Genomic DNA, 14243 nt, shown 5'->3' on the forward strand with positions numbered 1-14243 from the left:
TCTAAATCCTGAAAGAAAGTACACATTGATCATGCGCCGGGTTATCACGCGGATGCCAGCACATATTCAATGAACTTCAACAACACATGCATGGCTCCGCCTGAAAATCTCGGCACACAATTTAAGGCACGGTCGGGGCATTGACCAGCCGCATCATGCGTACAGGTCCATTAACGCTAAAACGTTAGAGGTTCACCCCAAAAATATAGACATCCACACCGTTTTTAGGTCTGATCAAACTGGCAGGGATATCCACTCCTTTACGCCAGTTATCTACAGCTTCCTGTTTGCCTGCCCCGGTAACAAAGAACACCACTTCACGTGCTTTACTCAAAAAGCCTGCACTGACGGAAACACGCTCAAGCGGTGGCTTGGGCGCATCGAACACCGGCACTGCGGCCTGGCTGTCATCCCAGCTATGTCCAGGGAACAAGCTGGCCGTGTGGCCATCTTCTCCCAACCCCAACAAGACCAGATCAAACTCGTTAACTGCAGCCAGAGTCTCGCTATATGCGGCGGCGGCATCAACCGGGCCGCGCTCTGCAGGGATATCATGGATATGGGCAGAAGGAATGGCAACGTGCTTGAGCCAGGCTTCATGGGCCATCAGACTGTTGCGTTCCTCATGATCCGGGGGCAGGCAACGGTCATCGCCGTAATACACGTGCCATTTGCTCCAGTCAGTATCAATGTCAGGTAACATCTGATACACGCTCTTGGGGGTGCTGCCCCCAGCAAGTACGATGCTGAATTTGTCATAACGGGCTATCGCATTCTTTGCAGCTTCTTCAATGTGGCGCACAGCGCTGCTATAAAGCGCTTCCTGGGCAGTAAAAACCTGCCATCGGCTCACCTGGCCATTAATTACCAGGGACTGTGTTGTATTTTGCATGATGTAAAACCTTCACGTTATAATTATCAAGTTACACGCTGATCTTAATTATCAACTAAGTTCATCTTACCCCAAAAGTCTTACCCAAAAGGAAGATGGCATTATCCTCATCAAGGAAAACCCAATGAAACTCGCAATGATAGGTCTTGGAAAAATGGGTGGCAACATGACTCGCCGCCTCCTGAAACATGGTATTGAAGTGGTTGGCTTCGATTTCAATCAAGATACCGTGAATCAGATTTCTCTGGCCAATGGCATGATCCCGGCAAACTCTGTAGAAGATGCGATTGCAAAACTGTCTAGTGAACAACAAAAAATTGTCTGGCTCATGCTGCCAAGCGGTGATATTACCGAAAACCAGATCAAAGACCTGGTTCCCTTGCTGAACAAGGGCGACATTATTGTCGACGGCGGTAACTCGAATTACAAACACAGTCAGCGGCGTGGTGCCTTTTTGGCGGAACATGGCATTCATTTTGTCGACTGCGGTACTTCTGGCGGCATCTGGGGGCTGGAAAATGGCTACTGCCTGATGTACGGGGGAGCCAAAGAAGCAGCTGATGTACTTGAGCCGATTGCCAAGGCACTTACTCATGAAGACCGTGGCTGGGCACACGTAGGCCCCGTCGGTTCCGGCCATTTCACCAAGATGATACACAATGGTATTGAATACGGCATGATGCAGGCATTTGCTGAAGGCCTGGACTTATTGAAGGGCAAGGAAGAATTTGGCCTGGACTTGGCTCAGATCACTGAACTCTGGCGTCATGGTTCCGTTGTCCGTAGCTGGCTGCTGGACTTGACGGCAGAAGCATTGGCTCATGACCAGGAGCTGTCCTCGATTGTCCCGTATGTCGCAGACTCAGGCGAAGGCCGCTGGACTGTGGTGGAAGCCGTAGATCAAGGCGTGGCAGCTCCGGTACTGACCGTGGCATTGCAAGCACGTTTCAGAAGCCAGGATTCCAAAGGCTATAGCTACAAACTGCTGTCCCTGATGCGTAATGCATTTGGCGGTCACGCAGTTAAAACCAAGTAAAGGCATCACATGCAGAACCTCATGCCTGGCGTATGATGTTCTGCATCTATCTCCAAATTATCAACATTACTTAGAGAATACTGAATGAAAGTCATAGACCCTTGTACACTTGTGCTGTTTGGTGCCAGTGGCAATCTTTCCCGTATCAAGCTCATGCCTGGCTTGTTCCGCCTGGATCAGGCCGGACGCCTGCCGGAAAAAATGACCATCTTGTCCGTAGGCCGTGGCCAAGTTGCCCGTGAAGACTGGCTAGCCGACATCAAGGGCATGCTGGATGCTAAGTTTCCCAAAGGTTATGACCAGGCAGTATTCAAGCGTTTTATCGAACGCCATCAGTATCACGCCAACCCGCCTGATGACAAAGATGCATTCAACCGTCTCAAGGCAACACTTTCTAATGAATCGATTTTCCCGCAAAACCTGGCTTATTTCCTGTCCGTGCGCCCTTCCGACTTTGCCACCATCGTCGAGCAGTTGGCTGCAGTCGGCCTGACCCAGGAAGACAAGTACTGGCGCCGTGTCGTAGTCGAGAAGCCATTCGGCACCGACCTCAAGTCCGCACAGGAACTGCAATCCTCGATCACCAAACACCTCAAGGAAAGCCAGATCTACCGGATCGACCACTACCTCGGCAAATCCGCATTGCAGAACATCATGCTGCAACGCTTTGCCAACGCAGTGCTGGAACCACTCTGGAACAACCAGTACATTGATCATGTGCAAATCACCAATACAGAGCAACTTGGTGTAGGCGAACGTACCCAATTCTACGATGCGACCGGTGCCCTGCGTGACATGATCCAGAGTCACGTGCTGCAAACCCTGGCTCTCACCGCGATGGAGCAGCCAGCATCGCTTAGCCCGGACGACATCCGTGCGGAAAAGATCAAGGTACTCGAGGCGATTCGTCCCATCCCAGTCAACGAACTGGAAAAAAATGCTTTCCGCGCGCAATATTCCGCAGGCGAAGTCAAGGGAGAAAAAGTCCCGGGTTACCTGGAGGAACTTGGCGACAACGGCAGCGTGGTGGAAACCTATGCCGCCCTCAAGCTATTTATCGACAATCCGCGCTGGAAAGGCGTGCCGTTCTATATCCGCACAGCCAAGCGCCTGCATGAAGCCGACACCCGCATCTCCATCCGTTTCAAGAAGGCCCCGCTGCAACTGGGCAACGGCCAAGACCAAAACTGGCTGATTATCGGCATCCAGCCACGTGAATGCATCAAGCTGGAAATCCAGTCCAAGATTCCAGGACTGGATATCGCAACACGCACTATCCAACTGGATGCCGCCAATCGTCAGGACGGCGATGAAAGCATTGACGCTTACGAGGCGCTCCTGCTCAACTTGATGGAAGGCGATAATTCCCTTTACCTCCATATCAGCGAAGTAGAAGCGCAATGGCGCTTGGTTGACCCGGTGATTGAAGCCTGGGCAAAGGATCGCAAGCCTGTACACCAATATCCTGCCGGCAGCAGCGACCCGGAAGCTTCCAAGGTCATCTTTGAACATGAAGACCAGTTCTGGCGCTACAGCATTGAGCTGGGTGGCGATAAAAAGTAATTCCTTTTCATAACAACCCAAAGCGGAGTGAATGCACTCCGCTTTTTGTCTTTCCAGCGAAAGAGAACACAATGAGCATTAAGTCCGACAAATGGATACGCCGCATGGCCGAGCAGCACGGTATGATAGAGCCGTTCGAGCCTACCCTGATCCGTGAGGTCAATGGCCAGAAGATCGTTTCATACGGCACTTCCAGTTACGGTTACGATATTCGTTGTGCCAATGAATTCAAGGTATTCACCAATATCAACAGCACTATCGTTGATCCCAAGAATTTTGACCCAAACTCATTTGTGGAGTTTGATAGCGATTATTGCATCATTCCCCCCAATTCTTTCGCCTTGGCCCGCACTGTTGAGTATTTCCGTATTCCGCGCAGCGTACTCACCGTGTGCCTTGGTAAATCCACTTATGCGCGTTGCGGCATCATAGTGAATGTCACCCCATTTGAACCTGAGTGGGAAGGATATGTCACATTGGAGTTCAGCAACACTACCCCGCTTCCAGCCAAAATTTATGCCGGTGAAGGCTGTGCCCAGGTGTTGTTCCTGGAGTCGGACGAGGAATGCGAAACTTCCTATAAGGATCGCGGCGGCAAGTATCAGGGCCAGGTTGGCGTGACCCTGCCAAAGATCTGATTTACCACACGAGCACTCAATTGGCTTTTAGCCATATCAAGCACAATTGAGTGTGTTATATTCCGCTTTTTTAAATCCAGGCAGCCTTCAGGAGGCCTCATGAAATTTCGCTTTCCAGTCGTCATCATTGACGAAGATTTCCGTTCAGAAAACTCTTCCGGGCTTGGTATCCGCGTACTGGCGAAGGCCATAGAGGATGAGGGCTTTGAAGTATTGGGCGTCACCAGCTACGGCGACCTGACATCTTTTGCCCAGCAGCAGAGCCGCGCCTCCGCTTTTATCTTGTCGATTGATGACGAAGAATTCATCGAGGAATCACCTGAAGCCCTGGAGAATCTGCGCAAGTTCGTTGATGAAATCCGCTTCCGCAACGAGGAAATTCCCATCTTCCTGCATGGCGAAACGAGGACCTCGCGCCATATTCCCAACGAGATACTGCGAGAACTCAACGGCTTCATCCATATGTTCGAGGATACCCCGGAATTCGTCGCGCGCTACATCGTGCGCGAGGCCCGTACCTATCTGGACAGCCTGCCACCGCCCTTCTTCCGCGCCCTGACACATTATGCCGCGGACGGCTCCTACTCCTGGCACTGCCCTGGGCACTCCGGCGGGGTTGCCTTCCTCAAGTCGCCAGTCGGCCAGATGTTCCACCAGTTCTTCGGCGAGAACATGCTGCGCGCCGATGTCTGCAATGCAGTGGACGAACTGGGGCAACTGCTGGACCACACCGGCCCAGTGGCGGCTTCCGAGCGCAATGCCGCACGCATCTTCAATTGTGACCACCTCTACTTCGTCACCAATGGCACGTCCACCTCCAACAAGATCGTCTGGAACTCCACGGTAGCGCCGGGTGATGTGGTGATTGTGGACCGCAACTGCCACAAGTCAGTATTGCATTCCATCATCATGACTGGTGCAATCCCGATCTTCCTGATGCCGACCCGCAACCATTTCGGCATCATCGGCCCCATCCCGAAAGAAGAGTTTTCCTGGGAAAATATCCAGAAAAAGCTGGAAGCAAACCCTTTCATCGGCGACAAGACAGTCAAGCCGCGCGTGCTGACCATCACTCAATCCACCTACGACGGCGTGCTCTACAACGTCGAGGAAATCAAGGAAATGCTGGATGGCAAGATCGATACGCTGCATTTTGACGAAGCCTGGCTGCCACATGCCACTTTCCATGACTTCTATGGCGACTACCATGCCATTGGCGCAGACCGTCCACGCTGCAAGGAGTCCATGATATTTTCCACCCAATCTACGCACAAGCTGCTGGCTGGTTTGAGTCAGGCTTCGCAAATCCTGGTGCAGGATGCCCAGGATATACAACTGGATCGCGACCTCTTCAACGAGGCTTACCTGATGCACACCTCCACCAGTCCGCAATATTCCATCATTGCCAGTTGCGATGTCGCCGCGGCCATGATGGAAGCCCCAGGCGGGACAGCCCTGGTGGAAGAATCCATCATGGAAGCGCTGGATTTCCGCCGTGCCATGCGCAAGGTGGACGAGGAATGGGGCAGCGACTGGTGGTTCAAGGTCTGGGGACCGGATGACCTGTCCGAGGAAGGCATTGAAGAGCGCGCTGCCTGGATGCTGAAAGCTGGCGAACGCTGGCATGGCTTTGGCAATCTCGCCGAAGGCTTCAACATGCTGGACCCGATCAAGGCCACCATCATCACGCCCGGACTGGACGTGGATGGCGCATTCTCCGATGAGATTGGCATTCCTGCCGCCATCGTCACCAAGTACCTGGCCGAGCATGGCGTGATTGTGGAGAAAACCGGCCTTTATTCCTTCTTTATCATGTTCACCATCGGCATTACCAAAGGCCGCTGGAACACCATGGTGACAGCATTGCAGCAATTCAAGGACGATTACGACAAGAACCAGCCGCTATGGAAAGTGTTGCCTGAGTTTGTTGCCAAGCATCCGCGCTATGAGCGCATAGGCCTGAAAGAGCTTTGCAAGCAGATTCACGAGATATACACGGCCAATGACGTTGCCCGCCTGACTACGGAAATGTATTTATCCAATATGGTGCCGGCCATGAAGCCTACCGACGCCTTTGCCAAGGTAGCGCATCGCAAGATAGACCGTGTACTGATTGATGAGCTGGAAGGCAGGATTACCGCAGTGCTGCTGACTCCATACCCGCCAGGCATTCCCTTGCTGATTCCGGGGGAACGCTTCAACCAGGTGATCATCAATTATCTGAAATTTGCACGGGAGTTCAACGAGCGCTTCCCTGGCTTTGAGACAGATGTCCATGGATTGGTCAAGGAAATCGTGGATGGCAAGGCAAACTATTATGTAGACTGCGTCGCCAACTAACTTAAGCCATCATTCAATCAGGACCTCGCTGATCATGTATCTCGAGGTCCTTGTTCTTTAATCATGCTTGACGTTGATAGGTAATATAACTGAATGGCAGGCCCTTGGCACTGATGTGTTGCTCGCGTGCTACTTCCCGCCAGTCCTCCAGATCAAATTCCGGCAGAAAGGCATCCCCTTCAAAAACGGCATCAATCTCTGTGATATAAAGCCTGTTTGCGAGCTGCAAGCCTTCACGATATAACTCAGCGCCGCCAATCAGGAAAACCTCGTTATCATCCCGTGCCAATTCAACAGCTTCCTGCAAGGAATGGGCTATCAACGCGCCTGGCACCTGATAATCACGGTTACGTGTCACAATTACCGTAGTACGCTCGGGCAGCAGCCTATTCAGGGAATCATAAGTCTTGCGTCCCATGATGATGTGGTGGCCCGTAGTCAATGCACGGAATCGCTTCAGATCCTCGGGCAAATGCCAGGGTAATGTATTGTTCAACCCAATCACCCGCTGCTGGGCAACTGCGACAATAAGAGAAAGATTAGCCATGTTCCCATTATACGTGGAGTTTTTGTCTATCAACTTTGTAAGACAATCACCGCTCCCGATAAATTTACAGATGGGTTAACATAAAATTGTTCTCATTGAACAATACTGGATAACAAGTTTGCAGATCGCCTACCCCAAATCATTCCTGAAACTTTTACTGATCGGCTTTGCGCTGGCCATGTTGCCGCTGCTTTTTGCCTTTGGTAATGCAGCACTCTATCTGGACAGGTTGGCGACACAGAGCCGCGATACGGTCACGCAGGCAGTGCAGGCAACACGGGCCAGCCGTGCCCTGGTTGAACAGATTACCTTCATGGAGCGCAGTGCACGCCAATACTTGGTACTGGAGGACCAACTGCTGCTGGATAACTACGAACGTGCCCATGACAAATTTATTGACTCATTGCAAGATCTGCACCTGCTACCACTGACAAGCAAACAGAAAAGCTCACTGCACCAGCTAGCGCAGCAAGAAGTGGCGCTCTATCAAGACGTGATGCAGCATCCGACCCAGGCCATATCGGCTGACAATATTGTGGGGAAGTTTACCGAACTTACCAGCAAAGCCCAGAATATTCTCGATGAAAACAACAGGCAGATTGACCGTGAGTCCGCCATCCTTGCGGAAACGGCGGAACGTACCCAGCAAATCATGTTATGGCAGACCCTTACCCTGATTCCTGTTGCCCTGTTGGTTGCCATCATCATTACGTTCCTAGTGGCACAACCTATACGCCGTATGGATGCCGCCATCCGCAAGCTGGGAGAAGGCGATTATCAGGAGCCTATCAGCATTGATGGCCCAGGCGACCTGCGCAGCCTGGGCGAACGGCTGGATTGGCTGCGCGCACAGCTTAATGAACTGGATCAGCAGAAACAGCGCTTCTTGCGCAATGTCTCGCATGAGCTGAAAACCCCGCTCACTGCCATTCGTGAAGGGAGCGAATTGCTCAGCGATGAGGTTGGCGGCGCCCTTACCCCACAACAGCGCGAAATTGCAGGCATATTGCGTGAAAGCAGCCTGCGCTTGCAAAAAATGATTGAGAACCTGCTGAGCTATACCGCTGTCCAGTTTCATGCGCCACAATTGAAGATTGAACAGATTGCGTTAACCAAGCTGACAGAAGAGATCCTTGGCGACTACTCGCTGACTATTTCAAGCAAGCACATCAACATTCAACGCGACTTTTTCCCTACCGACATCATGGGTGACCGGGAGAAAGTTCACTCGGTCATTGACAACCTGGTCTCCAATGCGATCAAGTACAGCCCCCAATCCAGCAATATCCGCATCAGCATCACACAGCAGTCGGGCCATGCCATTATTGAAGTACATGACGGCGGCCCCGGCGTCATGTCCGCAGACAAGGCGAAGCTGTTCGACCCCTTCTATCGTGGCGACAGCGTATATGAAAGCCTGGTCAGCGGCAGCGGCCTTGGGCTTTCTATTGCCAAGGAATATGTTGATGCCCACGGCGGCGAAATTATCTTATTGCCCTCAGAACGCGGGGCACATTTCCGCGTTTCATTGCCATTGAAAGCCGTAAAATCATGAAATTGCATTATTCACTCCCCCCATTATTACTTGGTGTGCTAGTCACGGCATGTGCGCATACAACACCCGCTCCTTCAGGAAGCAGCGCCGATACAGCAAAATCAAATAGCACCCCCCTGCATCCATCTCCCCCCTCTATCAGTACAAGTGTACATAACCCGTCACTATTGGAATTTGCCTCTGATTTTTCAGAAATGAACGCAGAAGCGCAAAAAAAAGAATTAATACAAATTCAGGAAAAAATCAGCGCCCATCACGATGAACTGCATCAAAAAGTCAGGGCTGCCATGATCTATTCGATTCCCGGCAGCCGTTTGCGCGATTCAAGCAAGGCACAACCCTTGCTTGATGAGTTGGCGCGCGAAAAACGGCTGACTTCCGAAGAGAAAATAATCACCGCTATTCTCAAGGAATATGCAATAGAAGCCAATAAACTTAGCCAGCGCATCCGCGATGAACAAAGACGCGCAGATGATGCCCAGCAAAAGGCAGATGCCTTGCAGCAAAAGCTGGATGAGCTGAAAAAAATTGAGAGGACCATGATGCAGAAATCACTAAAAGACTCTAGTCGAGGAAGCAGTAAATGACTGAAGTTACAAAGAAAATCCTTACTGTCGATGATGACCCCGACATATTGAAATTAATGGGCATGAGACTGAAGGCAGCAGGGTACCAGGTAATGACAGCCACCAATGCAGAAGAAGCCTTGTCGCAAATTGCCATCAGTCGTCCCAACCTGGTCATTACCGATTTACGCATGCCAGGGATGGATGGCCTGGCACTGTTTGATGTCATCCACAAGTCCGACCCATCATTGCCAGTGATCATGGTCACCGCCCATGGCTCAATCCCCGAAGCCGTCGATGCCACTCAACGCGGTGTATTTGGCTTTCTCACCAAGCCGTTTGATAGCAAATCCCTGTTACAACAAGTGGAAGCCGCTCTGCGCGTTGGTACTGGCGCTTTGCCCCACACAAATACTGATGATGACCATGAATGGCGCAAAGCGATCATCACTCGCAGCCCGCAGATGGAAAACCTGCTGGGACAAGCAAAACTCATGGCAATCTCTGATGCCAGCGTATTCATTCAAGGGGAAAGCGGTACGGGTAAGGAGTTACTGGCCCGTGCCATACACCAGGCCAGTCCGCGCAACCAGCAACCGTTTATTGCCATCAATTGCGGGGCCATCCCCGAGGCCCTGCTGGAATCTGAACTGTTTGGCCATAGCAAGGGCGCATTTACCGGCGCAGTACGGGACCATAAAGGCTTATTCCAGACCGCGAATGGCGGTACGCTTTTCCTGGATGAAATCGGCGACATGCCCTTGCCGCTGCAGGTAAAACTGCTGAGAGCATTGCAAGAGCGTGCCATTCGACCAGTGGGCTCAAACGCCAGTATTAATATCGATGTCCGCGTGATTTCTGCCACCCATCGCAATCTGGCCGAGGAAATGAAAGCCGGGCGCTTCCGTGAAGATCTCTATTATCGTATCAATGTAGTAGGACTTGATATTCCAGCACTAGCTGCACGCCGTGAGGATATTTCCTTGCTCGCCAACAACTTCCTGAATGAACTGACAACCAAATACAGGAAAAAACTAAATGGCTTCGCACCCGAAGCGCTGGAATTGCTCATTGCAGCACCCTGGCCAGGCAACGTACGGCAATTGCAAAATATTGTGGAGCAAACAGTAGTCCTGTCCACTACTCCGCTCATCCCGGCTACCCTTGTACAAAAAGCGCTGCAAGAAGATATAGGCGGGATCGTACCATTTGAGGTTGCCCGCAAGAACTTTGAACGGGACTATCTGGTGAAACTATTGAAAGCCACCAATGGCGGGGTGACACAAGCAGCCAGGCTAGCCCAGCGCAACAGGACGGAATTCTATAAACTCTTGCAACGCCACCAGCTTACGCCTGCATTGTTCAAGAACGACAGCAACCCAGGCTAACGTCTCAATTAAGAGACGTATATTTTTGTTATTTTTCAATAGGTTGCACGGACACCATTCTAACCGTCTCATTTTGGAGACGATTAGAATGAAACCAGATATATTATAAAAATTCTATCTATTTGATTTTTAAATATTTTTTAAAGTTGGCACATTCTTCGCTATATCTGTAGTAATCGCAAAGCTCAGCTTCTGCAAAGTGTGAGTAAAAGATAATCAGTCGGAGAAAAAATGGCTAACAATATTAAAAAGACGCACCCGATGGTTCTGGTAGCTGCAACGGCTCTTACCGTATTCAGCCTTCTTGGCAGCGCAGCCATTACCGGCCTAATCCCGACTGCACACACTTATCGCCCCGATCTGGCACGTGAGCTAATTACTGACCCGAATGCCACTATGGCTATCGGCAGTACGATGAATAGTCATATGAGCTCCAATCGCCAGTCAAATGACGTTGGTGAAGAAAAATCTTGCCAAGATTGCGGTATAGTGATGTCGATTAGCTCATTTGAAAATGCAATTGACAATGTATATGACGCCGAGAAAACAGGCGTTTCATATATGGTTAAAGTTAAAATGGTTAACGGTAACTTCAATACCGTTATGCAATACAGCAAACCCCGCTACTCTGTAGGTGATCAGGTCAGAATCAGAAGCGGCAAGCTGATCAGCGCTTAACAACACAAGTTATCTCCAAGCTCCTCATAGCAGGCCTTTATCCTCCCCGAGAAGGTCTGTTTTTTTTACTCAAAAAATAAAGCCCTGTCATACAGGGCTTTATTTTTGTCTTAACTCATATGATCAGCTTACTGCTCATGATGATTGGATGAACGTTTCATATACGGCTTTCAAGCCGTGGTATTCACATTCTGGCCTAAATGATCCGGAAGATTGGCCGAGGATGGTATCGAAGGCAAGGCCTGAATTAAGGCCAGGGCATTGGAAGAACTGATATCCAGCGCTTTCTTCAATACTGTCATGCCAACCTCCTGCTGTAACTTGGTAGCAGACAATTCAGTCGCCACACTGGCAATTGCATTCACATCCATTGAGGTACTCCTTCATAACACTCTCGGTTTATATTGAATTAACGGCAAGAATGAATACAGATTGAGCATATCCTAAAATTATTACCTGAATGACAGGCAAAAAAAACGCCCCCGAAGGAGCGCTGACTGTCCGTCCAGTCGAAACTTTTATTCCTTGCCGATTTGGTAGAACTCTTGATGGGCTTCTACAATCTTGCCACTAGTAGCATCAACTTCCACTTTGATTTCCTTGCCATCTTTGGTCTTGATATCAAACTCGTAGGAAGCAGAACCGTCCTTTTCGATTTCATATTCAACTTCTATGATTTCACCTGGATAGGCAGCCAGTGCAGTCTTGCGTGCATCAGCTTCATTAACCTTCATCTTGGCCTTGAACAAAGGATGATCAGCAGAATCAACTTCCTGTTCAATTTCAACTATCTTACCAGTGTTGGCGTCACATTCAATATCCCAGGCAGTACCATCGCTGGATTCAATATCAAACTCATAAACCGGGGTTTTATCTTCAAGCTTGAGTTCAACCTTGACCACATCCCCAGACTTGACCTTGAGTGCAGCTTGCATACACTTTTCCAGGCTCACTTTGGTCTTGGGAAATTCATGATGGTCAGCCAGTGCCAGATTGCTGGCAGCAGCCAGTAGCAAGGCGCTAATGCTCATTGTAATTTTTTTCATTTTCCATCTCCATTGAATTACGAACTGGCTGAATTATATATTGTAATTCACATTTCGGGAAAAAATCCCGACATAATATTCCAAAAAATCCCAAAAATCTCTCAACCTCATGCCTGCCCAGCAGCCACAATGGCCGCCATTGCTTGATGATCCAAAGGATGACTGAATAAAAATCCTTGGGCAATATCGCAACCCTGCTTACAAAGGAATTGCAACTGCACTTGGTTCTCCACTCCCTCGGCAACCACTTCAAGTTTAAGGCTGTGTGCCATCTGTATAGTGGCAATTGTAATCGCAACATCGTCCGAATCATGCGGAATATCCCGGACAAAACTGCGATCTATTTTCAGTCTGCTCACCGGGAAACGCTTCAAGTATGCCATGGAGGAATACCCCGTTCCAAAATCATCAATGGAGAGATGAATACCCATGGCTTTCAGCTCCTTCAGGCGTGTAATTGTTGCTTCTGCATCCTCCATCAATACTGTTTCAGTAATTTCAAGCTCCAACAGGTCTGTATCCATATTGGTTTCTTCAATAATGCTTGTCACGCTCTGCACCAGGGACTCTTGGCGAAACTGTCGGCCTGAAAGGTTGACGCTCATTCTCATCTGACCCATGCCCATTGCCTTCCATTGCATGGCCTGCTTGCAGGCTTCTCGCAATACCCATTGTCCAATCGGTACAATCAGGCCTATTTCCTCGGCAATAGGAATAAAACTGCTTGGCATCAGCACACCACGTTCAGGATGATGCCAGCGGATCAATGCTTCCATCCCAGTCAGCTTCCGGCTTGGCAATGCCACCTGCGGCTGGTAATGCAATGCAAACTGGCCTTGTTCCAGTGCAACACGCATCTCACTTTCCAGGGTTAGCCGGTTGGAGCTTTTATGGTGCATTTCCACAGAGAACATCTGGAAATTGTTCTTTCCCCGACTCTTGGCGTAATACATGGCGGCATCTGCATCCCGCAATAGATGTGCGGCATCCTCGCCATCATAAGGATAGAGGCTGGCGCCAATGCTGACCCCAACATAAAGGTTACGGTCATTCAATCCTATTGGAACAGCGAGGGCTTCAATAAAGCGGTTGGCAATTGCATGGATATTCTCCACCTCTTCACTCTTATCTAGGATCATGGCGAACTCATCCCCACCCACACGATAAATCACATGGCCATGATCCGCTGTCGCCACCATCCTTTGTGCCACCACCCGCAACAGCATATCGCCGACATCATGGCCCAAGGTGTCATTCACGACCTTGAAGTCGTCAAGATCGAATACCAAGAGAGCCAAGACATTATTATTGCGTTGCGCCTCATCCAGCAAGGTCTGGAAACGCTGATTAAATGCATACCGATTGAGAAGATGGGTCACCGTATCGTAATTGGCCAGGAATCCGGCTCGCTCTTCAGCATGGAGTACGGCGCGCTGCAGGCGGCTCAGCAAGGTAGCGGCGGCATATAATGTCACCAGCATGACCATGATGGTCGTGCCAATATACCAAAGCAGCTGGCGATAGAGCTGCTTGAGGTTGGCCCTGGCATAAAGTACGGCTCGTGGCGCCCCTTTATCCATGACGGGCTGCCAGATCTCAGCTTGCACTAGATTTGCATCGACAGTGACTTCCTTGATAGACGACATTGCTGTCATCTCTGGCAGCTTCCCCCGGCGGATATACTGAGCCAGAGGCTCCTGATGCGCACCATACAATGCCACGACATCAATCTCCGGTGCCGCTGACAAGCTCATGAGCACATCGTTTATCGTTTCATGCTTGCCTGAAGTAATGGCTTGAGAAATATTGCTGGCAACAATCTGCATCTGCACCTGCAACTTCTCTGAGAGGCTGTTTTTCAAAGCCGCATACTCTACCAATATCAGGGAAAAGGTGGCTATCAGCAATGCCAGGCCAACGGCAAGTATATGGACTTTACGTAAGACCGGCGGCATGGATTTATAAGAAGAGGAAGTCATTACTTAAGTCGCATT

13 protein-coding genes are annotated in these 14243 nt (G+C 50.1%); 8 read left to right on the forward strand and 5 right to left on the reverse strand.

What is annotated here, in order from left to right; translation table 11 throughout:
• Positions 1-184: 184 nt before the first annotated feature.
• Positions 185-892, reverse strand: coding sequence for a 6-phosphogluconolactonase (gene pgl / locus LG200_RS07695; RefSeq protein ID WP_226756985.1), 708 nt, complete (start codon positions 890-892; stop codon positions 185-187).
• A gap of 124 nt (positions 893-1016) precedes the next feature.
• On the opposite strand from pgl, the gene gnd reads away from it, so the two are divergent.
• The 4 genes from gnd (at position 1017) to LG200_RS07715 (ending at position 6469) form a co-directional block, all read left to right on the forward strand.
• Positions 1017-1928, forward strand: a complete 912-nt coding sequence (gene gnd / locus LG200_RS07700; protein WP_226756986.1) for a phosphogluconate dehydrogenase (NAD(+)-dependent, decarboxylating) — start codon at positions 1017-1019, stop codon at positions 1926-1928.
• A gap of 84 nt (positions 1929-2012) precedes the next feature.
• Positions 2013-3491, forward strand: a complete 1479-nt coding sequence (gene zwf, locus LG200_RS07705) for a glucose-6-phosphate dehydrogenase (RefSeq protein WP_226756987.1) — start codon at positions 2013-2015, stop codon at positions 3489-3491.
• Between the two features lie 71 nt (positions 3492-3562).
• Positions 3563-4129: a dCTP deaminase gene (gene dcd, locus LG200_RS07710; protein WP_226756988.1), complete on the forward strand. Its 567-nt coding sequence runs from the start codon at positions 3563-3565 to the stop codon at positions 4127-4129.
• A 99-nt stretch (positions 4130-4228) separates the two neighbouring features.
• Complete coding sequence (locus LG200_RS07715) at positions 4229-6469, forward strand: arginine/lysine/ornithine decarboxylase (RefSeq protein WP_226756989.1); 2241 nt, start codon at positions 4229-4231, stop codon at positions 6467-6469.
• Positions 6470-6530: 61 nt separating this feature from the next.
• Here LG200_RS07715 and LG200_RS07720 read toward each other — a convergent pair whose 3' ends face one another.
• Positions 6531-7016 (reverse strand): dihydrofolate reductase, encoded by a 486-nt coding sequence (locus LG200_RS07720; RefSeq protein ID WP_226756990.1) that lies wholly within the window; start codon positions 7014-7016, stop codon positions 6531-6533.
• 118 nt (positions 7017-7134) lie between these two features.
• On the opposite strand from LG200_RS07720, the gene LG200_RS07725 reads away from it, so the two are divergent.
• From LG200_RS07725 to LG200_RS07740, 4 genes are all read left to right on the forward strand, one after another.
• A complete protein-coding gene (locus LG200_RS07725) occupies positions 7135-8571 on the forward strand; it encodes a HAMP domain-containing sensor histidine kinase (RefSeq protein ID WP_226756991.1) in 1437 nt (478 codons plus the stop codon).
• Entirely contained in the window at positions 8568-9158 is a 591-nt protein-coding gene (locus LG200_RS07730) for a hypothetical protein (RefSeq protein ID WP_226756992.1), read from the forward strand. Before LG200_RS07725 ends, LG200_RS07730 begins: the two co-directional genes overlap by 4 nt.
• Positions 9155-10525 carry a sigma 54-interacting transcriptional regulator gene (locus tag LG200_RS07735; RefSeq protein ID WP_226756993.1) on the forward strand — a complete coding sequence of 457 codons (1371 nt, stop codon included), beginning with the start codon at positions 9155-9157 and terminating at the stop codon, positions 10523-10525. The genes LG200_RS07730 and LG200_RS07735 overlap by 4 nt, the downstream gene beginning before the upstream one ends.
• A gap of 231 nt (positions 10526-10756) precedes the next feature.
• On the forward strand, positions 10757-11203 hold the full coding sequence (locus LG200_RS07740; protein WP_226756994.1) for a hypothetical protein: 447 nt from the start codon (positions 10757-10759) through the stop codon (positions 11201-11203).
• Between the two features lie 170 nt (positions 11204-11373).
• Here the strand turns inward: LG200_RS07740 and LG200_RS07745 are convergent, their stop codons facing one another.
• The 3 genes from LG200_RS07745 to LG200_RS07755 all read right to left on the reverse strand — a co-directional run bounded on the left by LG200_RS07745 (position 11374) and on the right by LG200_RS07755 (position 14228).
• On the reverse strand, positions 11374-11574 hold the full coding sequence (locus tag LG200_RS07745) for a YjfB family protein (RefSeq protein WP_226756995.1): 201 nt from the start codon (positions 11572-11574) through the stop codon (positions 11374-11376).
• Positions 11575-11721: 147 nt separating this feature from the next.
• Positions 11722-12249: a PepSY domain-containing protein gene (locus LG200_RS07750; RefSeq protein WP_226756996.1), complete on the reverse strand. Its 528-nt coding sequence runs from the start codon at positions 12247-12249 to the stop codon at positions 11722-11724.
• 107 nt (positions 12250-12356) lie between these two features.
• Positions 12357-14228: a putative bifunctional diguanylate cyclase/phosphodiesterase gene (locus LG200_RS07755; protein ID WP_226756997.1), complete on the reverse strand. Its 1872-nt coding sequence runs from the start codon at positions 14226-14228 to the stop codon at positions 12357-12359.
• Positions 14229-14243: the final 15 nt, after the last annotated feature.

It is taken from the genome of Methylobacillus caricis (assembly GCF_020532705.1).
In the GTDB taxonomy this organism is placed as follows: Bacteria; Pseudomonadota; Gammaproteobacteria; order Burkholderiales; family Methylophilaceae; genus Methylobacillus; species Methylobacillus caricis.